18 protein-coding genes are annotated in these 22,306 nt (G+C 59.8%); 10 read left to right on the forward strand and 8 right to left on the reverse strand.

Features of this window, described 5'->3' with window-relative positions:
* Nucleotides 1–55 precede the first annotated feature (55 nt).
* Both PSV43_RS24925 and PSV43_RS24930 read left to right on the forward strand, forming a co-directional pair.
* Complete coding sequence (locus PSV43_RS24925) at nt 56–3,100, forward strand: DUF1592 domain-containing protein (protein WP_300204141.1); 3,045 nt, start codon at nt 56–58, stop codon at nt 3,098–3,100.
* Nucleotides 3,101–3,112: 12 nt separating this feature from the next.
* The gene (locus PSV43_RS24930) at nt 3,113–4,432 is read left to right on the forward strand and encodes a DUF1552 domain-containing protein (protein ID WP_300204144.1); all 1,320 of its coding nucleotides are present in this window, start codon (nt 3,113–3,115) and stop codon (nt 4,430–4,432) included.
* A 57-nt stretch (nt 4,433–4,489) separates the two neighbouring features.
* On the opposite strand, the gene PSV43_RS24935 is transcribed toward PSV43_RS24930, so the two are convergent.
* Nucleotides 4,490–7,456 (reverse strand): PSD1 and planctomycete cytochrome C domain-containing protein, encoded by a 2,967-nt coding sequence (locus PSV43_RS24935; RefSeq protein WP_300204148.1) that lies wholly within the window; start codon nt 7,454–7,456, stop codon nt 4,490–4,492.
* A 91-nt stretch (nt 7,457–7,547) separates the two neighbouring features.
* The gene (locus PSV43_RS24940) at nt 7,548–8,855 is read right to left on the reverse strand and encodes a protein kinase (RefSeq protein WP_300204150.1); all 1,308 of its coding nucleotides are present in this window, start codon (nt 8,853–8,855) and stop codon (nt 7,548–7,550) included.
* A 100-nt stretch (nt 8,856–8,955) separates the two neighbouring features.
* Here PSV43_RS24940 and proC point away from each other — a divergent pair, with 100 nt between their 5' ends.
* Both proC and PSV43_RS24950 read left to right on the forward strand, forming a co-directional pair.
* Nucleotides 8,956–9,759, forward strand: coding sequence for a pyrroline-5-carboxylate reductase (proC, locus tag PSV43_RS24945; protein WP_300204153.1), 804 nt, complete (start codon nt 8,956–8,958; stop codon nt 9,757–9,759).
* Between the two features lie 267 nt (nt 9,760–10,026).
* Nucleotides 10,027–11,031, forward strand: coding sequence for a phosphotransferase (locus tag PSV43_RS24950; protein ID WP_300204156.1), 1,005 nt, complete (start codon nt 10,027–10,029; stop codon nt 11,029–11,031).
* A 67-nt stretch (nt 11,032–11,098) separates the two neighbouring features.
* Here PSV43_RS24950 and PSV43_RS24955 read toward each other — a convergent pair whose 3' ends face one another.
* Nucleotides 11,099–11,509, reverse strand: coding sequence for a L,D-transpeptidase family protein (locus PSV43_RS24955; protein WP_300204159.1), 411 nt, complete (start codon nt 11,507–11,509; stop codon nt 11,099–11,101).
* Nucleotides 11,510–11,843: 334 nt separating this feature from the next.
* Complete coding sequence (locus PSV43_RS24960; RefSeq protein WP_300204161.1) at nt 11,844–13,703, reverse strand: ABC-F family ATP-binding cassette domain-containing protein; 1,860 nt, start codon at nt 13,701–13,703, stop codon at nt 11,844–11,846.
* Nucleotides 13,704–13,786: 83 nt separating this feature from the next.
* Here PSV43_RS24960 and PSV43_RS24965 point away from each other — a divergent pair, with 83 nt between their 5' ends.
* The 4 genes from PSV43_RS24965 to PSV43_RS24980 are packed head-to-tail and all read left to right on the forward strand — an operon-like array spanning nt 13,787 to nt 17,164.
* On the forward strand, nt 13,787–14,896 hold the full coding sequence (locus PSV43_RS24965; RefSeq protein ID WP_300204164.1) for a hypothetical protein: 1,110 nt from the start codon (nt 13,787–13,789) through the stop codon (nt 14,894–14,896).
* 11 nt (nt 14,897–14,907) lie between these two features.
* Entirely contained in the window at nt 14,908–15,243 is a 336-nt protein-coding gene (locus PSV43_RS24970; protein ID WP_300204167.1) for a hypothetical protein, read from the forward strand.
* Between the two features lie 17 nt (nt 15,244–15,260).
* Complete coding sequence (locus tag PSV43_RS24975) at nt 15,261–16,427, forward strand: PQQ-binding-like beta-propeller repeat protein (RefSeq protein ID WP_300204169.1); 1,167 nt, start codon at nt 15,261–15,263, stop codon at nt 16,425–16,427.
* Complete coding sequence (locus PSV43_RS24980; protein WP_300204171.1) at nt 16,427–17,164, forward strand: VTT domain-containing protein; 738 nt, start codon at nt 16,427–16,429, stop codon at nt 17,162–17,164. Before PSV43_RS24975 ends, PSV43_RS24980 begins: the two co-directional genes overlap by 1 nt.
* A gap of 10 nt (nt 17,165–17,174) precedes the next feature.
* Here PSV43_RS24980 and PSV43_RS24985 read toward each other — a convergent pair whose 3' ends face one another.
* Nucleotides 17,175–17,615: a hypothetical protein gene (locus PSV43_RS24985; RefSeq protein ID WP_300204173.1), complete on the reverse strand. Its 441-nt coding sequence runs from the start codon at nt 17,613–17,615 to the stop codon at nt 17,175–17,177.
* 466 nt (nt 17,616–18,081) lie between these two features.
* Between PSV43_RS24985 and PSV43_RS24990 the strand changes: the two genes are divergently transcribed.
* Nucleotides 18,082–18,906 carry an FHA domain-containing protein gene (locus PSV43_RS24990; RefSeq protein WP_300204176.1) on the forward strand — a complete coding sequence of 275 codons (825 nt, stop codon included), beginning with the start codon at nt 18,082–18,084 and terminating at the stop codon, nt 18,904–18,906.
* Nucleotides 18,907–19,060: 154 nt separating this feature from the next.
* Here the strand turns inward: PSV43_RS24990 and PSV43_RS24995 are convergent, their stop codons facing one another.
* The 3 genes from PSV43_RS24995 to PSV43_RS25005 are packed head-to-tail and all read right to left on the reverse strand — an operon-like array spanning nt 19,061 to nt 21,929.
* Nucleotides 19,061–20,038, reverse strand: a complete 978-nt coding sequence (locus tag PSV43_RS24995) for a DUF1080 domain-containing protein (RefSeq protein ID WP_300204179.1) — start codon at nt 20,036–20,038, stop codon at nt 19,061–19,063.
* A gap of 36 nt (nt 20,039–20,074) precedes the next feature.
* A complete protein-coding gene (locus PSV43_RS25000; protein WP_300204181.1) occupies nt 20,075–21,088 on the reverse strand; it encodes a hypothetical protein in 1,014 nt (337 codons plus the stop codon).
* Nucleotides 21,089–21,095: 7 nt separating this feature from the next.
* Nucleotides 21,096–21,929, reverse strand: coding sequence for a prephenate dehydratase domain-containing protein (locus PSV43_RS25005; RefSeq protein WP_300204185.1), 834 nt, complete (start codon nt 21,927–21,929; stop codon nt 21,096–21,098).
* Nucleotides 21,930–22,138: 209 nt separating this feature from the next.
* Here PSV43_RS25005 and PSV43_RS25010 point away from each other — a divergent pair, with 209 nt between their 5' ends.
* On the forward strand, nt 22,139–22,303 hold the full coding sequence (locus PSV43_RS25010) for a hypothetical protein (protein ID WP_300204188.1): 165 nt from the start codon (nt 22,139–22,141) through the stop codon (nt 22,301–22,303).
* Nucleotides 22,304–22,306: the final 3 nt, after the last annotated feature.

The following is a 22,306-nucleotide window of genomic DNA, read 5'->3' on the forward strand; positions in this document are numbered from 1 at the left end:
AGTGAAAGCTGCTGATGAAAAAAACGCCCGGTAGCCGTATCCTTCGTACCCCCTAATGTCTCTGCCTTTACGCCATCTTTCCTTGGCCGCCTTTGTCGTCGGCTCGTTTTCTCTTTCTGCCGCTCCCGCATGGAAAGACGCGGAAGTCGTTCTCAAAGCCAAATGCTACGAGTGCCACAACCCCAAAAAGACCAAAGGGGACGTGGATTTGCAGCAGTTTGCCGCTGATCCACAGCTCACCAAGCACTTTGAAATCTGGCTCAAGGTCAAAGACACCATCGAAAACGGCGACATGCCGCCGCCAAAGGCGCACCAGATGTCCGATCAGGAGCACACCGCCCTCCTCGGCTGGGTGAATGGGGAGCTCGATGCCCTAGCCACCGCGCAATCGGGCGATCCTGGCCCCGTGACCATGCGGCGCCTCACCAACGCCGAGTACGACTACACCATCCGCGACCTGACCCGCCACGACTACGGCTTTGCCAAGGAATTCCAAACCGACGGCGGCGGCGGCGAGGGCTTCAGCAATACCGGCGATGTCCTCTTCATGAGCCCGGCAGCGCTGGACAAATACTTCGGTGCCGCCCGCAAGGTGGCCGACCACGCCACCATCATGCCGGGCACAGGCATTGTTTTCAATCCACAGCGCATCGGCCTGCGTGGGCCAGAGCAGGTGAAAGCGCAGGCGCAACAGGCCCTGTATGTCTGGTATCAGCAGAAAGCCGCACCGCATCTGCCCCAAGATGGCGATGACATGCTCGAGGCGGACTACATGGTCGCCTGCTGGAAGCACAAGCATTTCCAAACCCCGCTCGAACAACTCGCCAAAGACGGCGGCCTGAAGCTGCCCTTCCTGCAAAACTGGAACACCCTCGTCAACGCCACCGAGCCCAAGTCACGCTTTCTCGATCTCACCCGTGTGGCATGGCGTGAACTCCCCGCCCCCGAAGTCACCAAGCCCGGCCAGGTGCCGCAAGCGGTGGTTGATGGAGCCAAGGCCATCCAAGCGCAGTTGCTTTCATGGAACAATCCCAAGAAAGCCGGCAGCGGTGTGCAGCGACGCCAGCAGGATGCGGATGGCATTCGCCCCTACCAGATGAACATCGAGGTGAAGGGCAAAAAGCAGGCCTTTCTCTGCATTGGCGATGATGGTGACGGCAACAAAGGCGACATCGCCCTCATTACGAAGCTTGATCTGAAGACCACCAAGGGACCGCTGCTTTATCTCAACTGGCTCAACAAGCAGCTCGATGAAGATCGCAAAGCCCTCGCCGCGATTCCACCACCAGCGAATGCAGAAGCGCTGAAACAACGCATCACAGAGCTCGAACGTGTGAAAAGCGCCTTCGGCAAACATCCCCAGGGCCGCCCAATCGAGCCCGGTGTGCTCGCCATCGCCGCACCGCTTGCCTTCACCCTGCCACTCCCTGAGAACGTCACCTGGATTCACGCTGAAGCCCGGCTGGATCTGCAAAACCCCGACATCAATGACGGCACCATCCAATGGGATCTCACGGCCGACAAACCACGGGATGTCACCAAGATCATGCCCGGCATTCTCACTGTGTGGAAAACGCAGACAGATGCCGCGCGCAACACCATGCGGGATTTCAGCGCCATGAAGCAGGCCTTTCCGGACATGTATGAGCGCCGGCTCGAAGAAGTCGCCAGCAATCTCTACCGCCGCAAACCCGGCATCACCGTCTATTACTTCAGCGATGAGCAACTCGGTCAAATCCTCGGTGTCAAAGATCGTGATCTGCTAGCGGCGATGAAGAAGGACTTCAGCCTCACCGCCCCGCCAAACCTCAATCCCCAGCAGCAGAAGGAATTTGACGGTGCCATGCTCTACAATCTGCACAGTTTTGCCGGCCGCGCCTGGCGTCGTCCAATCAGCGATGAGGAAAGGCAGAAGCTCGATGCGCTGTACATCGACGGCCGCAAAAAGGAACTCGACCGCGAATCCGCCGCGCGCGAGGTTCTCGTTCGCGTGCTCGTCTCGCCCTACTTCCTGTTCAAAGCCGAGACCCTGCCGATGGCCAATGTCGCCCCCGGGGACGTCAAGCTCAGCGCCTTCGAACTCGCCTCCCGCCTCAGCTACTTCCTCTGGGCCTCGCAGCCCGACTGGGAACTGCGTAAAGCCGCCAATGACGGCAGCATCTTGAAGCCCGAAGTCCTCGCCGCACAGACCAAGCGCATGCTGCGCGATCCAAAAGCCAACGCCCTCGCCAAAGAATTCGCCGGGCAGTGGCTCAAGTTCAGCGGCTTCGATGCGCAAAGCACCGTCGATGAGAAAAAGTATCCGCAGTTCACCCCCGAACTCCGCAACGACATGCAGCGCGAGATCACCGAGTTCTTCACGCATCTCGTACGCGATGACCGCAACGTCGCCGACATCATGGGTGGCGACTACACCTTCCTCAACGAGCGCCTCGCCAAATTCTACGATGTCCCCGGCGTCACCGGTGGTGACTTCCGCGAAGTCAAAGTCGCAGAGCAGCATCGCGGCGGCCTCCTCGGCATGGGGGCCATCCTGACCAAGACCTCACGCCCCAATCGCACCAGCCCCGTACTTCGCGGCGACTACCTCTATCAGGTCGTGCTCGGCTTCAGCTCACCACCACCACCACCGAATGTACCCAAGCTGCCCGACAGCGCCGAAAAGCCCGCCTCTTTACGCGAGGCTCTGATGCAGCATCGCGCGGATCAAGCCTGCTCCGTCTGCCATGACCGCATCGATCCACTCGGCTTCGCACTCGAAAGCTTTGACCCCATCGGCCGCTTCCGCATGGCCGATGAAACCGGCGGCAAGATCGATGACACCGGCGAACTCAAAGACGGCACCAAGTTCCAGGGCCTCGCCGGTCTGCGCGACTACCTCAAAAAGAACGAACCCAACTTCACCGCCCAGTTCTGCCGCAAGCTCCTCGGCTACGCCCTCGGCCGTCAGACCATGCCCAGCGACAAAGCACTCCTCACGCACATGCAAGCCGCCCTCAAGCAAAACAACGGCAAGTTCTCCGCCGCCGTCCTCGACGTCGTCAACAGCCGCCAGTTCCTCAATCGCCGCAGCGAGCCAGCGATGGCTTCCAACCAATAATCGCATTCCATTATGAACCTTTCCCGTCGCAAATTTCTCCATGGCGCAGGCGTCGCCCTCGGCCTGCCATGGTTCGAATCCATCAGCTCTTTCGGAGCCGAATCGGTGAAGAACAACACCGCGCCGCGTCGTCTCGCTGTGTGCTTCACTGGCAACGGTGTCAATCCGCATCACTGGGGTGCCACCCAGGGTGCTGCGGGCATGGAGTTCATGAAGACACTCTCGCCATTGGAGCCGCTCAAGAAGCACGTCAGCGTGTTCAAAGGCCTCTGGAATCCGACCACCGTGGAAGGAGAAGGCGGCCACTATCCGAAGATGAACCTGCTCTGCGGTCTCAAGGTGAAGAAGACCACCACCGACGTCGAAGTCGGCACCACGATGGATCAGCTCATCGCCGCACAAACCGGCAAGTTCACGCCCATGCCGAGTGTCGTTCTCGGCACCGAGCGCCCCAGCTACAGCACGGATTCCGGCTTCACCTCCATCTACTCCGCCTACATCTCCTGGAGCACCCCGACGACACCCGCTCCGAAGGAAATCTTCCCGCAGCAGGCCTTCGACCAGCTCTTTGACGACGGCAGCAAGCGCAAGCGCGACAAGAGCATCCTCGACCTCGTACTCGAAGACGCCGGCGCGCTGAAGCCCAAGCTCAGCCAGCGCGACAAACAAAAGCTCGACGAATACCTCACCTCCGTGCGCGAGATCGAGCAGCGCGTCGAACTCGCCGAAAAAATCAGCAAGGCTGAAACCAACGGCGCAGGCTGGCAGCCCACCGTGAAAGTGGCCACCATGGCGCGTCCCGGTGTCGGCATTCCCACCAGCGCGGAAGATCACCTGCGCCTCATGTTCGACATCATGCTCCTCGCCTTCCAGATGGACCGCACCCGCGTGGCCACGTTCATGATGAACAACGACCTCTCCAACATGCGCTTCCCCAGCCTCGATGGCATCAGCGGCGGCATCCATGAACTGTCCCACCACGCCAATGACGAGCACCGCCTCGATATGTATCAGCGCGTCAATCAGCACCAGGTGAAGCTCTGGGGCGAATTCCTCGCCAAGATGCAGGCCACCAATGAAGGCGAGCGCACCCTGCTCGAAAACAGCATGATCATGCTCACCAGCAGCCTCTTCGATGGCAACGCACACGACTCCCGCCAGCTCCCCGTCGTCCTCGCCGGCGGCGGTGGTGGCACCATCCAAGGCGGTCGCTTCCACGATCTCAGCGCCGATCCGAACCGCAAAATGTGCCGCCTCCACATCGCCCTCATGGACCGCATGGGCCTCCACGTCGGCCACTTCGGTGATGCGGAGAACGCGCTGGCAATTTAGACAGTACTCAAGGCTGGCTTCATATCCATGTGGATGAAGCAGGAGGGGTAAGTAGCCTCACTCCTTCGTGATCGTCTCATCCAGATTCAGCAGCACGCGGGCGACCAATGTGTGCGAATCGATCTCACCCGGTTTCGGCTGGTGGCGTTTGAGCATGTCCACCAGCACGGTGGTTTCTTTGGCCGTCGGCTGCCGCCCGGTACAGAGCTGGAAACCGTAGGCGATGCGCGCAGCATCATCGCTGCCGCCTTCTTTCCACATGCGTTCTCCCAGCGCCTTGGCGGCTGCCATGCTCATGGTTTCATTCAGTGTCATGAGCGCCTGCAGCGGCGTGTTGCTCTTCGAGCGGCGGATGCAGGAGCTCTCTCCATTGGGCACGTCGAAGGTGCTCAAAAACGGATACGGCGTGCTGCGGCGGCGGAACACATAGATGCTGCGGCGGAACTGGCTCTCATCCTCATCCACCTTCCACGGGAAAGGCGCATAGCTGGCGGGTTTCTCAAACAGATACGCAGGCGCCGGCGGCATCACGGGACGCCCTCCGATCTCCGGATTGAGCAGCCCGCTCGCTGCCAGTTGAATGTCACGCACCACTTCCCCCTCCACGCGAAAGCGGGGGCCCCTCGCAAGCAGTCGGTTGTAGGGATCACGCTCAAGAAGCACCGGCGTCACCTTGCTGGACTGCTGATAAGTCTCGCTGCTGGTGATGAGCCGCAGCAGATGCTTGCTGCTCCAGCCGTGCTCCATGAAATCGACGGCAAGCCAGTCGAGCAACGCAGGATGGCTCGGCGGTGCTCCCTGCGTGCCGAAGTCCTCCGCAGTTTCCACCAGTCCGGTGCCAAAGCAGGCCTGCCACACGCGGTTCACATAAGCGCGCGCTGTGGTGGGCGATTTTCTATCCACCATCCAGCGGGCAAAAGTAAGACGCGAGCCATCAGCATTCTTGGGCAGCGGATTCAGCATGGCAGGCACACCGGCGGTGACGCGGTTGTCAGGCTTGAGGAAATCACCGCGCTTGAGCACCGAGGTCATGCGCGGCTCATCGCGCGGGTCCAGCGTCAGGGTGGTGGTGCCTTCGGGGTGCTGCCTCCACAGCGATTCAATTTCGTCATTCACCGGCTGCCACTCCGCCACCGTGGTGCGGAAGGCGCTGAACTCAGATTTCTTGCCGTAGAGCGGATCCGCCGCCGCATCCGGCGCATCGGTGACACTGATGCGATACCGTCCGAGGTTCATCGTCTGCAGGTCATCGCTGTTCCAGCCGCCGTGCTTCATGCTCAGCGTCACACTCAGTTCACTGTCTGCTTTGACCTCAAGGGGCCGCTCCAAAACAAACACCGCATTGCGCGGCACATTGCGTCGTCCAGGCCCCGCATTGATGCCCCATGCGGTCTCCGCTTTGCCATCAATCGCATACGCAATCGGGCCAGTGACGCGCTTGTCCTTCGTGAGATCCTGATCACGCGCAAAGGGGGAAAGCGGTGAGTTCTCGGGCTCTCCATAGTCAGCGCTCGCTTTGACAAACTTCAGCTTCGTCATCTTGCCATCGATCTTCATCTCAGCACTGAACTCCGTGAGCGCCGCCGTGCCTTTGATCGAACGGCCCGGGCCGTAGGCAGGCAGATTCGGGTCGTTCATCAGCTCCAAACGGAAGGCCGCGATGGTCTTCGATCCGCCCGGTTTCACCGCAAACTTCACATCGCTCTTCGTCGGCGCATACCCTTGCGCGAGGATGCTGCCATCCGGCTGCCGCAGCGCCTTCTCACCACCGGAAGGATCGTCTTCAAAAGACAGAGTATGCCACTGCGGCTGCGCGGCCTTGACAGAGCTGACCCACGTTTTCATCCGCTCCTGCCAATAAGGGTGATCATGCTTCAGCTTGGCTTCGAGTTCGGCACTGCGCGTGAGGACTTGCCCGCGCTGCATCTGCTCGCTGGCGGTGTACACCACGCGCCAGGGTTCGTCGTCATTGTTGAGGAAGGCAAACATGCGGTAGTACTCCTCCTGCGTGATGGGGTCGTACTTGTGGTTGTGGCACTGCGTGCAGCCGATGGTAAGGCCGAGGATGCTTTTGCCGATAGTGTCCATGCGGTCAAACATCGATTCCATGCGGAACTGCTCCGGGTCCACGCCACCCTCCTCATTCACCATCGTGTTGCGTAGAAACCCGGTGGCCACGATCTGATCCTGCGTGGCCTTGGGCAACTCATCACCCGCAAGCTGCTCAATGATGAACTGGTCGTACGGCAGGTCGCGATTATAGGCGCTGATGACCCAGTCACGGTAAAACCAGATGAAGCGCATCGGATCCTTTTCATAGCCGTTGCTATCCGCGTAATGCGCCGCATCCAGCCAGTGCCGCGCCCAGCGCTCGCCGAAGTGCTGGCTGGCAAGCAAGTTGGCGGTGAGCTGTTGAATGCTTGCTGCCGGAGCGTGCTTGTAAGCGGTGGTAAAGCCGACGATCTCCTGCGGCGTCGGTGGCAGGCCGGTGAGATCGAGATGAAGCCGACGCAGCAGTGTTTCAGGCGCGGCAGGAGGCGAGGGCTGCAATCCTTCATTTGCCAGCCGCTCGCGAATAAAGGCATCGATGGGATGCTTCGCTGTCGCAGGCACTTGCGACCGCACCGGCGGCTTGAAAGCCCAGTGGTCGGTCTTCTTGTCGATGCTCACACTCGCGCTGTCAGGCCAGACGGCCCCCTCATCGATCCACTCCTTCAGCTTGCCGATCTCCTCCGCGCTCAGCGGGTCCCCTTTGCGCGGCATGCGCATCTTGGGGTTCGTGCCCAGCACAGCGTGAATCAGACGGCTGTCGTCGGCTTTGCCGAGGACAATCGCAGCACCAAAATCTCCGCCTATGAGCGCGCTGGGCTTGTGATCCAGCCGGAAGGCCGCCTCCTGCTTGTGCGCGCCGTGGCACTGATAGCAGTGCTCGCTAAAAATGGGCTGGATGTCCTGCACGAAATCGACCGCCGCATAAACAGGCGCAGTGAGGAGCAGCAGGAGAAGGGCGGAGGAACTTTTCACGAGTGGGATTCAGAGGAGTACGCTGCTCTTGCATGCGAAATCAGCGCCTGCCGCATGGAGAATGCTGTCGGGCGGAAGTCGCGGCACGCACTCAGCGGACTTTGGCATCTGCAGCAGTCACCGCAGTGGCCGGAGCTTTCTTGACCGAACTTGGCTTGGCGGCCTTCGGGCTGTCTGCCATGGCCAAGGGAGTGGCAATAGCCGGTGGTTTCTCGCTGCTCACGGCTGAGGACACTTGCACGCTGGGGACGGATTGACGGGTGGGCCAGAAACAAAATCCAATCACCGTGAGAGCGGCAAGATTCAACACCACGGCGACGATGCCACGCCTGCTGAATGATTTTTTCGGGGCGGTCGCTGGAGTCTTGGCAGCAGCGGCGGGTAAAGCTGCCGTCTTAGCGAGGGTGGCAGACGCAGGAGCTGGCACGGACTTTGGCTTCGGCGCACCAGAATGCGCTGCCTTTGGCGCACTGGGAAGCGCACGCATCGGGGCGGCGTATTGAACTGGCATCGCTGCACTGGGAGCCACTGCGGCCACCAGCATCGTGGTCTGCGCTCCAGGTACCATCACGGGTGCCTGCTGCGGCATGTAGTGGAATCCCATGTGCATGCTGTGCATCAGCACATCCAGCGCCTGAGCCACGGAGTGTGGGCGCTGCGGTGGTGCCAGATTCAGCAGCCACGCCAGCCAGTCACGCAGGGGCGGGTCCAGATCCGGCCGCAGGTGGCTCAGCACATGGCTGGCGTTGAAGCCCTGCCAGTCCCGTATGACCTCCTCCACTGTCGTGCCTTGCGCCGGCGCAGTGTTCGTGGCGATGCAAAACAAGCTGCCTGCCGCTGTGAAAAGATCGCTCTGTGTCGTCGGCTGGCCGCCAGCATGCAGCTCCGGCGCGCGAAACCACAGCGTCTCCGGCGGCTGCGTCTGCCGGGCCAGCGACAGGCCCCAGTCTTGCACTTGGAGAAACAAGCCACCACCGGGATGGTCGACGATGATGAGATTGCTCGGCTTCGGATCGCCATGCGGCTGGCGCAGGTGCTCGCCCACCAACAGGGCATGCATCAGCTGCACCGCCAGCGCACGCAGATCATTGGGCGCGGGCTGGCGCTCAGCGGCAAAGGTGCGGCCGTTTTTTCCCGGCATGAATTCAGACACCAAGGCAAACTCATCCTCCCTCGGCAGCAGCGTGATGAGTCCCGCGATCTGCGGATGCCGCATCTGCATGAGTGCAGGAGCCAGCAGTTGCAGGCGCTCACGATCCAGCGGATGCACGGTCTCGTGCTCCTCCATCAATGCTTTGATCAGCACCTTGCGTCCGGTCATCGTTTCCACTCCACGATATACTTTGGCTGAAGGCCCTGCGGCGATGATCTTTTCGGGCTGAAACTGGTCGGGGTGCATTTTTAGCAACGATTTCTAATATCATCGCAAAATCCCAAGGCCAAACGCAAGAGAAGATTGGCGTACTTGCACCTCGCCGCATCTGCCCCACAGTCGCGCCATGATGAAACTCGGACTCATTGGCTGTGGAAAAATGGGCGGCGCATTGCTGCGCGGCGTGGAGCAGGCACTTGGCAAGGCCAGCCTGAACGTGGCGCTCAGCGATGTCATGCCCGAGGCCGTAAACGCCCTGCGCAAATGCCTCACCTGCAAAACCATCACCGGCACCCCGGCGGAAGTAGCAGCAGCATCAGACGTCATCATCCTTGCTGTGAAACCAGGAGACATGAAGTCCCTGTGCGAGGCCCTCGCGCAGGTCAAAGGCTCGCGTCTCTACCTCAGCATCGCCGCCGGTGTCTCACTCGCAAACCTCGAAACCTGGCTCGGCGACAAGCAGCGCGTCATTCGCAGCATGCCCAACACCCCGGCCCTCGTTGGCAAAGGCGCCGCAGCTTTCTCACGCGGCAGCAAGGCAAACGCCAAAGACGCCGCCCTCGCCTCCAAAATCCTCGGAGCCGTCGGCACCGCCGATGAAGTCGCAGAAAAGCTGCTCGATGCCGTCACCGGCCTCTCAGGCAGTGGCCCCGCCTATGTTTACACTGTGATCGAAGCCCTCGCCGATGGCGGAGTGCTCATGGGCCTGCCCCGCGCAGCCGCCCTGCGTCTCGCGGCCCAAACCGTCGCCGGAGCTGCCGAGATGGTCCTCACCACCGGCAAACACCCCGCGACCCTGCGCGATGAAGTCACCAGCCCGGGCGGCACCACCATCGCCGGCCTCGAAAAACTCGAGCAACACGGCTTGCGCAACGCCATGATCCAGGCCGTCCGCGCCGCCACCGAAAAAAGCAAGTCCTTAGGCACCTAACCTGAGGATAGACCTCCACTAACAGTGTTCAGAGAACCTTCGTATCAAGAGCTACGCATCCACTTTGGGTGATGCTTTGCAGGTAGATGGAGTGTTTGCTTGCAAGCATGCCTCGGTCCCGGCATCCGGCACGACGAAGCGTGCCCCCCCCTTTGACAGGTTTTCTTGCTGGTGTCAGGCCGATATTTTCCTCGGCCTTCAAGGCAGGACTAGAGGCTGCTGCGTTGGCTGCGGAGCTTCTGCCATCCTTCTCAACCATCCCAAAGCATGATAATCCAAGATGATCACCTCGCGCTGCTGGCGCGGCCTTATGGACTTGCTCCCGGTGAGCTCGAATTTCTGCGCAGCAGCCAGAACCATGTCTATCTGTGCCGGCGAGATGGTGAGAAGTTCATCCTGCGAGTTTCCAAGGAAAGGCACCGTGACCTTGCCGATGTGGAGGCGGAGCTGGCCTGGGTTGAGTTTCTTTCTGCACGTAGAGTCGATGTTTGCAGGCCCATCCCGACGCTTGGTGGCGAGGCCTGTGTGGCACTTTGTCTCGATGGTGAAAACCACGTGGCGACGTGCTTTGAGCATGCGCCTGGAGCCAAGATCACTCCACAGGATATCGCCCCGCCGGTTTATGAAAAGCTTGGAGGAGTGCTGGCCCAGATGCACACTCACACGCTGGATTTGCCTGGTAATCATGCCGCGCAGGCACGCGCTCCCTGGCATGAGTCACGTCTGTTGCGGGAGGATGTGGCAGGTTTGCAGGGGCGATTGTCACCGCAGTTTTCTGCAAGCCTTGCTGATTTGATCCACGAGCTGCAGGCGCTTTCCGTAAACCCGAAAACGTATGGCCTCATTCATGCTGACGCCTGCCTGGGAAACTGCTTTCTCGAAGATGACAGGCTGTGGATCTTTGATTTCGACAACAGTGAGAAGGGACACTTCATCCAGGACTTCGCGACGATCTTGTATGACTCCATCTACTGCCGGGTTCTCAACAAGTTTGCTGATGCCGGGCTGAATGATCGCATGGCCCCCTTGTGGGCGGGACTTTGGAAGGGCTACTCAAAGTCGGGGCCGCTGACTGAAATTGATCCGCTGCAACTGAAGCGATTCTTCCTGCTACGGGAGGCGGTCATCTATATACAATACCACCGAACTCTCGACGTTCTGACGTTGGACGATTCGTTCAAGGCGGGGCTAGAAGTGATGCGGACGAATGTGGAAAACCAGGAGCACCAGGTGGATTTTCGGCAGCTCTCGAAGCATCCAACGAGTGATTGAAAAAGTCCTCGAAAGGCTGTGGGTCAACCCGCTTTAATCGACAGCTTCTCCAGCACTTCTGTTGCTTTCACGGCACAACCTTGACCGGGGTGCCGACGGAGGATTCGTGGTAGAAGATCTCGGCCATGCGGTGAGGGAGGCGGATGCAGCCGTGGGAGGCGGGGTAGCCGGGAAGGTAGCCTTCGTGCATGCCAATGGCACCGGTGATGCGCATGAAGTAGGGCATTCTGGCTGCGTCAAAAATGGCTCCCGCCGGGCGTGAGTCTTTGCGCACGTCGATCTCGCGCTTCAAGACCATGCCATCTCTGCTGACGTAGTCGCCGAACAACGAAGAGGTGTGATCGATGTCCTTCTCTATGACGCTGAAACTGCCAGCTCTGGTGGCCATGCCTTCACGACCTGACGAAATCGGCGAGATGCCGGCGAGCTGGCCGCCTTTGTAGAAGTAAATTTTTTGCTCGCGCAGACTGATTACCATGCGAGGCGAACCGACCATGGAATCGCCATTCCACTGGCCCGCATCATGGGCGAGGACTGGGAGACGTGATGAGTTCCTATCCCGCAGCGGAGCTTGTTTCTTTTCTACAACGATCCGCTCAACCCAGTAGCCGCCCCCGCCGGGTATCGGACGACGGACACTGACTACCCTTTGATCTGAGCAGGCCAGCAGGCTAACCGCTGGCAGCAGCAGGAGGCCGCGCACTGCACCAAACCGCAAACAGAGTTTATGGAATGAGAAGTTCACTGAGCCGGGTAAAACACAGCCCTACACTGCGTGCAACCCTTTTCACTGGGCCGCATGCTCAACGTGGCTACTTTGCGTCAACTTGCGTCAGCTTTTCCATTTCCTCGGTCGCCTTTTCCCAGTCGGTGGTGAATTGGGGGATCTTGGTCTCGACGGCTTCCAGTTCGGCGCTGAGGACGCGGAACTGGGCGGCGTCGGCATAGGTGGCCTCTTCCTGAAGGAGGTTCACGATTTCGTGTTTGCGCTTATCGAAGGCGGTGAGCTCCTGTTCGATTTTGAAGATGCGCAGATCGAGCTCCTTCTTGGCTTTGCTGTAGGCATTGCGGGCATCGGCTTCGGCACGGCGCTGCTGCTTGCTTTTGGGCGGCTCTTTGGCTGAGGGGGCGCTGAAGTTGGTGGGCTGGGCGTTGTGAAGGGTCGCGGTGAGGGCCTCGCGGGCGGAGCCGGCCTTGGACTTGTCGAGGTAGTACTGGTAGTCGCCGGCGTAGGGGGTGATGACGCCGGCGCTGACGTGGAGGACGTGCTTGGCCATCTGACGAATGAAGTGCACGTCATGGCTGATGAAGACGAGGGTGCCGTCGTATTGAGAGAGAGCGCCGATGAGGGCGTCGATGCTACCCATGTCGAGATGGGTGGTGGGCTCGTCCATGAGGAGGAAGTTCGGCGGATCGAGCAGGAGGCGCACGAGCACGAGGCGGGATTTTTCACCCCCGCTGAGCACGCCGACGGGCTTGAACACGTCATCGCCATGAAAGAGGAAGGAGCCGAGGAGGGTGCGGCACATGTTTTCACCAGGACGGCTGGGGAGGTCCATGGCGGACTGCAGGACGGTGTGCTTCATGTTGAGCACATCGCCGCGATACTGGGCGAAGTAGCCGAGCTTGACGTTATGGCCGAGCTCGTAGGTTCCGGCCTGCGGGGTGAGTGCTCCGGCGAGGAGCTTGAGCAGGGTGGATTTACCGGCACCGTTCGGGCCGACGAGCACGGTGCACTGGCCGCGCTCCATTTCGAGATCGAGGCCGGTGTAAATGGGCTGGGTGCCATAGGCGAAATCGAGGTCCTTCACGCGGATGACGCGCTGGCCGCTGCGCAGGGGCTGCGGGAAGCGGAACTTGACGGTTTTGGCATCGGCCATGGGGGCATCGACTTTTTCGATGCGGTCGATCATCTTGGCTTTGTCCTGCGCGCGGGAGGCGAAGTTGGCCTTGGCTTTGAAGCGGTCCACCCAGGCCTGCATTTTGGCGAGTTCGCGCTGCTGATTGTCGTAGGCGCCTTGGAGCTGCTCCATGCGGGCTGATTTTTCGCGGAGATAGTCGTCGTAGTTGCCGGTGTAGCGGGTGATCTTGCTGTGGGCGACTTCGAGGATACTGTCGCAGAGCGCATTGAGGAATTCGCGGTCATGCGAAATCATGAGGATGGCACCCGGGTAGCTCTGGAGGTAGCTCTGGAACCAGATGAGGGATTCGAGGTCGAGATGGTTGGTCGGCTCATCGAGCAGGAGGAGATCGGGCTCCTGGACGAGGAGGCGGGCGAGATGGGCGCGCATGACCCAGCCACCACTGAGGGTGCGGGCATTGCGCTCAAAGTCGGACTCGCGGAAGGCGAGGCCGCTGAGGATGCGCTTGGCCTTGGGCTCAATTTCCCAGCGTTGATGCTCGTCCACGTGACCGGTAGCGAGTTCAAGGACGGTGACGTCTTCAATGGGGGCGCTCTCCTGCGGCAGGAAGCCGAAGGTGATGCCGCGCTCCATCACGACCTGGCCATCATCCGGGGTGGTGTCACGCAGGAGGAGGGAGAAGAGTGTGGATTTGCCGGCGCCATTGGGGCCGATCAGGCCGATTTTTTCGCCACGGTTGATGTGAAACGACACCTGGCTGAACAAAGTGCGGCCGGCGTAGGTTTTACTGACATTGGAAACGGAGAGCATGAGGGGGTGTTCAGTTAAACAGAACTGGACGAAACTCAAGCTTGGCGCGGTGCGTTCTTTGAGGAAAGCTGCCTGTTCACCCTATGAAATCGAGTTTCGTCTGTTTGTTTGCCCTTGCCGCTGTGTCTTTGCAGGCGGCGGAATATTTGTCCAAACCCCTTGATGTGCTGCGTGCGGTGCAGAAGGAGGGCCAGGGAAATGAGGCGGCGGGGAAGGCGTGGCAGGAGATCGTGAAGGCGGATCCTGCGGCTCTGCCGGAGGTGCTGAAGGGTATGAACGGGGCGAACCCGCTGGCGGAAAACTGGCTGAGGGCGGCGGTGGGCGTGATCGCAGATGAGGCGCTGAAGGCGAAGAAGCTGCCCGTGGAGGCCCTGGTGACGTTTTTGAAGAACACACAAAACAGCCCCGGCGCGCGGGTGGTGGCGTTTGATTTGATCCACCGGGCAGACGAGAAGCTGGCGGAGGAGCTGACGCCGACGCTGCTGGAAGACCCGAGTTCGGACCTGCGGCGGCATCCGGTGGCGAAGCTGATCGAGGCTGGTGATGCGGCGCTAGAGAAGAAGGACAAGGACGCTGCGGTGGTGGCCTACGGCAAAGGATTGGGCGGAGCGCGGGATGAGGACCAGATCAAGGTGCTGGCGAAAAAGCTGCGTGCACTGGACCAGAAGGTGGACCTGCCGAAGCACTTTGGGTTTCTGATGAGCTGGAAGATGATCGCGCCGTTTAGCAATGCGGATCGGGCGGGATTCGACACGGTGTATCCGCCGGAGAAGGAGCTGAAGTTTGATGCCGTGTATGAGGGCAAAACGAAGGAGGCGAAGTGGGTGGACTTCACGAGTACGGATGAGTACGGTAAGATTGATTTCAACAAGCCTTTCGGGATGGAAAAGAGCGTGGTGGGCTATGCTGCGACGGATTTTTTCAGCACGGAGGATCGTCCGGCGGAGATCCGCATCGGGTGCAAGGATGGCTGGAAGGTGTGGCTGAACGGGGAGCTGCTGTTTGCGCGGGATGAGTATCACCGCGGTGCGAAGCTGGATCAGTACAAGCTGCCGTGTCAGCTCAAGAAGGGCAAGAACACGATCCTGGTGAAGTGCTGCCAGAACGAGCAGACGGAGCAGTGGACGGTGGAGTGGGAATTCCAACTGCGTGTGTGCGATGCGACGGGGACGGCGATTGTGGCAGCGAAGTAATTTTCTCGGCCATGATTGATGATGATGACTATATCTCCGCACCGGATGGCGGTCCCTGGAAGCGCCGACTGCTTGGCTACTGCGCACCATTGGTCATCGTGGCCTATGCTGTGTACGGGTATCTGATCCAGAAGGTTATATTTCCACGCGGCGGAGTGTTTTTTGTCGGTTATGCGGCGAAGTTTCTGGCCCTCAGCTATGTAGCGGGTGCCTTCTACCTGTACTTTCACTATGGCTGGGGGCTCAGTGAGCGACTGTGCATGCACAGCTTCCGACCCAAGTATTTCGCGATTTTTTCCTTACTGCTGTTCTTTGTCACTGCCTGCTACTTTCAATTCGTTTCCTGAATCCACCGCTTCCCATCATGAAGACCTCTCTTGTTTTAGTTTTCAGCCTTTGTTTTTCCTCCTTTGCACGGGCGGACTGGCTGCAGTTTCGCGGGCCGAATGCGACGGCGGTTTCGACGGAGGCAAAGGTGCCAGGGGATGATTTGAAAATCGCGTGGGCGGCGGATTTGCCGGGGCGTGGGCTTTCGGCACCGATTGTGGTGGGAGACCGTGTGTTTGTGACGTGCTCGAGCGGACCGGGGCAGGAGACGCTGCATGTGTTTTGCTTCAATGCGGCGGATGGCTCGAAGCGGTGGGAGCGTGCGATGCGCTCGACCGGCCGGACGATGACTCACAACAAGACCTGTGTGGCGGCGAATACGCCGTGCAGTGATGGGGACCGGGTGTTTGCGCTGTTTTCGTCAAATGATCTGTTTGCCTTTGATCTCGATGGCAATCTGCTGTGGTTGCGTGGGCTGACGTTTGACTACCCGAATGCGAGCAACAGCCTGGGGATGTCACAGTCGCCGGTGGTGCTGGACGGCACGCTGGTGGTGCAGAGTGAGAATGATAGCGAGTCCTTCACAGCGGGCCTAGATGTGGTTACGGGCCGCAACCGGTGGAAGATGGAGCGGCCGAAGGCGGCAAACTGGACGAGCGCGACGATTTGGAAGAACACGGTGGCGCTGCAGTCGAGCAAGGGGATCCTAGCGGTGGACCCGGCGACGGGCAAGACGGTGTGGGATTACAGCGATGGGGCGAGCACGATTCCTTCGAGTGTGGGTGCGGGTGAGACGCTGTATGCGGTGTCACACGGGATCACGGCGCTGGCCCCGGAGAAGGGCGCGGTGACGCAGCTTTGGCGCAATGAGAAGCTGAACTCAGGCACGGCGAGTCCGCTGGTGCTGGGTGACTTCCTTTATGTGGTGAACGGCGCGGGCGTGCTGATCAAGGCGAGCGTGAAGAATGGTGATGAGGCGTGGAAGCTGCGCATGAAGGGGCCTTTCAGCGGATCGCCGGTGGCGGCTGGCAAGCGCATCTACATTGTGAATGAGCGCGGTATTTTTCAGGTGATTGATCCAGAAGCGCCTGAGGGCAAGGTGCTGAAGGAAATTGAACTGAAGGAGACTGTGCTCACTACGCCTTCGATTTCTGGTGGGGCGATCTATGTGCGCAGTGACGCGAAACTTTGGAAGCTGCAATAATGGCAACAACCGACAAGACCGGGCAAGAGGCCGAAGAACTGGATGTGTCCATCACGTCTGAGGTGGAGCAGGAGACCTCGCGTGCGCTGGGGAAGGAGACGCGGCAGGTGCTGTTTGCGGTGCTGCTGGTGGCCGCTTTCATGGCGCTGGCGCATTTCACAGGTCTGAAGGCATGGATCACGAATGTGCAGACATGGAAGGAGATGGTGCGCGAATTTGGCTGGGGAGCGCATGCCATCTTCATGGTCGCGTGTGCGGGAACGGTGATGCTGGGCGTTCCGCGTCTGCCACTGTGTGCTGCCGCAGGGCTGGTCTTTGGCTTTGGTGAGGGGCTGGTACTTTCGCTGGTGGCATCGACCCTGGGGTCGTATGGAGCGTTTATGCTGTCACGTCATGGGTTCCGCCGGGCGGTTGAATCGAGGGCGGCAAAATGGCCGTGGCTCAAAAAAATGCTGAAAAAGCCTTCCGTCCTGCGGGTGTTTTGGGTGAGGCAGCTCATGGTGCCCGGGCTGGTCTTGAATGTGCTGCTGGGCATGACGCCAGTGAAGCATACGCGTTTCCTACTGGGCACGCTGCTGGGCTACTTGCCGCTGAATGTGGCATTCAGCCTTGTGGGCAGCGGATTGGGCAAAGGAAGTCTCGCGACGACCTTGACCCAACTGCTGGCGGCCATGGCGGTGATCAACATCGCGGCATGGCTGGTGTACCGTGTGATGAAGAAGCAGAAGAACGGCTGAGGCGGCGGACTTAGTGCATAGCGTGCCAAGCCAGCGAGTGATGCTCGGCGACCTCTGAGTCGGCCTGCATCGCTGACGCTGCGACGGCGCACAGGCCGATGAGCACGACGACCGGGAAGATGACGATCAGCATTGGCAGGAGCATGATGAAGGCCAGCGGCGCAAGGATGAGGCTCAGCGCAATCGTCTCCCAACCGAACTGCTTCAGGTGGAGCCCGACGGGAGGTGTGCCGTGCTGTCCGCTCTCAACAAAAACGTGCTCCTGGCGCAGCCAGATGAGCAGGGGGCGGAGTGCCTGGCGGAAAGGCCGAAGGACGGTGGCCTTCATGCGTCGGAACTGCCAGACGCGGTGGAGATTGCGGGTGACGAAACGCGCTTCGGCGTTGTGAGCATTGGCGGCTTGCTGAAACGAGGCCGCCTGTCCTCGTTGAGGTGCAGGGATCGTGTTCATAGGTTTGGATGGTTACAGTACCTATAACGGACGACCCGACCGTAATATTGACAAAATCGCTGCAAACTTCATCCAGCCCGGCCATGCATTGAGCAGGCCCGGCATCCGGAGCACAAGTCACAGCTAACCGTGTGAGGATTCTCCAGACACTTGGGGCAATGGACGCAGAGCATGCAAAACGGACGCTGCGTGCTTGTCATGCCGGAAGCGCAGGGAAGTCTTTTCGCTGCACTGTTAGATACAGAACACGCTCTCGACGAGCGTGTGTGGATGGGTTCCAAGACATCAGTTTTCATGAGTGCGAGCCGGAGCATCTAACAGAACCGAAAAACGCGCTATTGGCAGACCTGCCAATACGAGAACTTTTTTCCGCGCGTTGCACATCGCAGGCTCCTGCGCAGAATCATGCATGCCAGTGAATGCCGGGACGAGGGACCAACCAGCCTGTTTGAAATGGAGTGGAGGTGTGCACACGCTCGCGGGCCCCTGTTTCATTGGCCGTCGTTCGGACAACGATGTTCCCATCAACAATGTACAGGCTTCACGTCGCCACGCGGTGTTGATTCATTTGAACGACGACTGGTGGGTCAATGACCTGGGCAGCCGCAATGGCGTATTCATTAATGGCCTGCGTATTAACAGTGCGCGTCGCCTAAGGAACGGAGATGAAATCCGCATCGCCAATCAACGGCTGAGCTTCTGCAATACGACGCAGCCCGCTCCGCACCATAGTTCCATCATGGGCAAGATCACGGAGCTTGCGAAGCAGACCATGAGCGATGCGCCGCTCTCTTCGGCTGCATGCGAACTCCTCATCGTCACGGAGCAGGGGGAGATTCTCGAAGGCGACAAAGCCGCGCACTGGTTCTTTGGCAAATCTTTGGAGCGTGCGCCCGGTGCCCCGCACTATTTTCTGCCGCCTGCGGTCCGCCAGTGGCTGCAGCAGCTTGCCGTCGAAAATGAGAATATTTTTCCTCCGCTGGAAATGGAGCAGGATGGGCATCGCATTGTGCTCTCGCTGGCGCGTTGTAGGGACAACCGCTTCTATCTGCTAGGGCGTGTGGAATCCTTGCAGGTTTCCATCGAACGACTGCAGAGCCTCGGCCTCACCGAGCGTGAGGCGGAAGTCATGCACTGGGTGTGCGAGGGCAAGAACAACCCGGAAATCGCGCAGATTCTTGACGTCACGCTGCACACGGTGAACCGACACAACGAGCACATCTTCAAAAAGCTTGCCGTGGACAACCGACACAAGGCCATCAAGGCTGTGAAAGAGCGGCTGGGGGTGTGATCTTGCCGAGGGAAAAACGCTCAGATAGCCCCTCATTCAAGACTATCGAGTCGCGATGTATTTTCCACCCGCTTAGAGCCGGGCGGGCTGTCGCCACACCCATCCCACAGCAGGCAAACACCTGCTGTGGTTGTGACGGTTATTCGGGAACGGCCTACTTCACCACCGGAGTCAGGACCATGTTGCGGTAGTCCACGTTGGTGTGGTCGCCTTGGAGGTAGATCGGGCCGGGCTTGAATTCGTCGCTGCTCATGGCACCCCCGGTGCAGCCGAGGACGGGGGCGTTGTCGATGATGGTCTTGCCATTGAGGATCACGGTGAGGTGGCGGTCCACGAGGGTGATGTCGAGGGTCTGCCATTCGCCAATGGGCTTCTCGGCAGCGACACTTGGGGTGATGCGGCTATAGAGTGCACCCATGTGGTGTGAATCAAGGGGCTTGCCGAAGCTTTCCATGACCTGCACCTCATAAATGCCGCGCAGGTAGATGCCGCTGTTGCTGCCTTCCTGAGTGCGCACTTCGGTCTTCAGATTGAAATCTTCGAATTCGGCATCTGTGCGCAGATTGCCGAAGTGTTTGTCCTTGGCCTTCACCACGCGGTTTTCGAGCACTCCATCGACCACGCTCCAGCCGTTATCGGCGCCTTCCTTGAGCAGACGCCAGCCGGCGAGGTCCTTGCCATTCAAGAGCTGGGTGGGCGCGCCAAACTTCACCTTCGCGAGATCGGGTGCTGCTGGCACATCCGCGATGCGTTTGCCGGCGAACTCCTGGGCCTGCCCCATGTCTTTGCCTGCTGCATTTTTCTTGGAGGCGGTGAGTTTCAAAACTTCGCCTTCGGTTTTAGCGGTGATCGTTTCGATGGTGGCCAGCTTGCCTTCTTTGTTCTTTTGCTCGCGCGTCACGATGAGGGTGTCGCCTTCGAGCTTGGTGCTGGTGGTTGGCACCACGCTGCCGCCGCCCCAGAGGACGCTGGAGCTGAGAGAGCCGTCTTTTTCCTCGACCCCGAGCCAGCCTGCGCCACCGCCAGGAATGGTGAGAGCCCAGCGGCCGATGAAGGGATTGTCAGCAGCATTCAAAAGGGCGCCGAGGCTGAACACGGCGGCGATGGTGAGGGGACGAAGCGAGAGCAACATGATGTAAGCGGGTCGGAGGATTGAGTTGAGCGTGGTTTAACGGGATGATTTGTGCTGATCCTTCACGCAGTCGGAATCGGCAGGTGTGGGCGAGCCGATTTGATCGGCTGGATGATTGAACAGATACTGCCAGACGGCTTCGTGGATGTATTTGCCGTCCTTGTCCTTCACCGCTGCGCCACCAGGTGTCACGGAGCTGTGGGCGCGTTTGTCGTCGCCTTTCACATCCGCATTGGTGATGAGGCGGCGGGTATTTTGAAAGGGGGGAGCGCTGATATCGACATCCACAATCGGGCCAAACTGATTCAAACCCATCATCTCCCAGGAGCGGCAGTAGTGATCGCCTGACCAGCCGCCATCAAGGACGTGGCTGAAGCCAAAAATGCGATTCGCTGGTGTGGCGGAGGGCAGCGACTGCCAGCTGTCGTAGTTGTCACGCGGGCCGCAGAAGCAGACGACGCGATCCACTTTTTGATGCTTGGCGAAGCGGGCGGAAGTCGTGGCGCCATGCGATGCACCTGAGACGATGACCTTGTCCCAGCGGAGGCCTTTGCCGTCTGCGCTGATGAACTGCTCCCATTTGCCCTCGGGATGCTCTTTGGAGAGCCATTGCACGAACTGAAACGAGCGCTCCATCATGCCGTCCGGCTGAGGGATGCTGACAAGGTCGCTGTGGTCTTCGCCGGTGCAGGCTTCGAGGCGGATGTCGCCGAGCGTCTTGCCGTCATCGCGACGCGCAGAGGGGATGATGCCGAACCATTTGTTGGCGTAGTGCGGCTGGATGGCGTGGAGGCCGTAGCTGTTGAGGCGCTCGAACAAGGGTGCGCTGTAGCCCATGAGCCAGATCACCAGTTTGCCCTGGAGCTTGACGCTGGTATCGACGCTGGCGTTTTGGAGGTCCTGCGGCTTGCCCTTTTTGTCTGTGAAGACGAAATCGATTTCTGGATGTTCCTTGGCACGCGGGTCGATTTCGCTGGCGCGTTTTGAGATGGTTGGGGCGGCATTGAGGCCGACGGAGAGGGCCAGCAGGCAGGTGAGGAGGTACTTCATAAGTTGGTCAGGATTCAAAGCGAAGGCCGGCGGAGTAGGAGCCCACGCTGCGGAGGGTCGCACCATCAGCACGTGTTTGATTGAGGGCTTTCTGAACGCGGGGATCGGCGGTGGAACCTTCGATCTCGATGTAGAAGCGGTACTTGTTCGGCTGGCCGCGGATCGGGCGTGATTCGAGGCGCTTCATATTGATGTCGTTTTCGCTCAGCGGTGTGAGGAAACGGCAGAGGCTGCCGGAGCGGTCCGGCAGCTCGACGATGAGCGCGGTGCGGTTGTGTTCGAGCCCGGGTGTGTTGGCCTCGTGCCCGAGGAGATAGAACTGCGTGATGTTTGGCACCTCGCCAGCAATCGGGAAGTGCAGCACCTGGAGGCCATGAAGCTCGGCGTTTTGACGCGGACCGATGGCGGCGGCCCCCGGTGTGGCGACGGCTTTTTCGGCGGCTTTCGCTGTGCTGGGCTCGACAACACGCTTTACGTCGGGGTAATGGCCTTTGAGCCAGTCATCGCCGTGATAGAAGGGCATCGCATGGGAATGGATGGAGGTGATGGACTCCCCTGCCCGGCCAAGGAGGGCGAGTTTCACATCGAGCGTGAGTTCTTCGAGAATGTACAGCTTGCTGCGTGTGTCCACGAGGCGGTCCACGGTGTCGATGATGAAGCCGCCGGAGGAGTTTTCGATGGGCACGATGCCGAGTGCCTCCTGATTTGTAGCGAGGAAGTCAAACACATCGCCCACGTTGTCGCGGAGGCTTACCGCCACGCCGGGGAAACGCATCTGGGTGATGAGATGCGAGAAGCTGCCCTCAGGACCGAGGCAGGCGATGGTGGGCGGCGGATTCATGCGAGGTCCGCATGCTGCGGTGGTGGGTGGCTGAGGTCAAGCTGTCTCCATCAGAGCAATGGCATTCGTGAGGATTGCCTATGCTCCCATGAGCAAGTCCGCATGCCGAGGTATGCGAGAGGGTGCGGGCGGACCCCTCGTGTGCGCTGGGTGGTTGAATGTTCCTCGCATACCTCCGGCATGCGTCTTTGAAACGGGATCTTCCTCGCATGGCCCGGTGGTTCTCGCTGCACCGCTTTGCGGTTCGCTTCATCACCGGCTCATTTCTCTGCTTGCTGCCGGGAGCCCATAACACGATTGACCTGCGTGATTGGAGGAGACTGATCTTGTCCATCAAGCACCATGCTCTGGATTTCAGCGGCATCTCGCGTTGATTG

Origin of the sequence: Prosthecobacter sp. (genome assembly GCF_029946185.1) — a bacterium.
GTDB lineage: Bacteria > Verrucomicrobiota > Verrucomicrobiia > Verrucomicrobiales > Verrucomicrobiaceae > Prosthecobacter.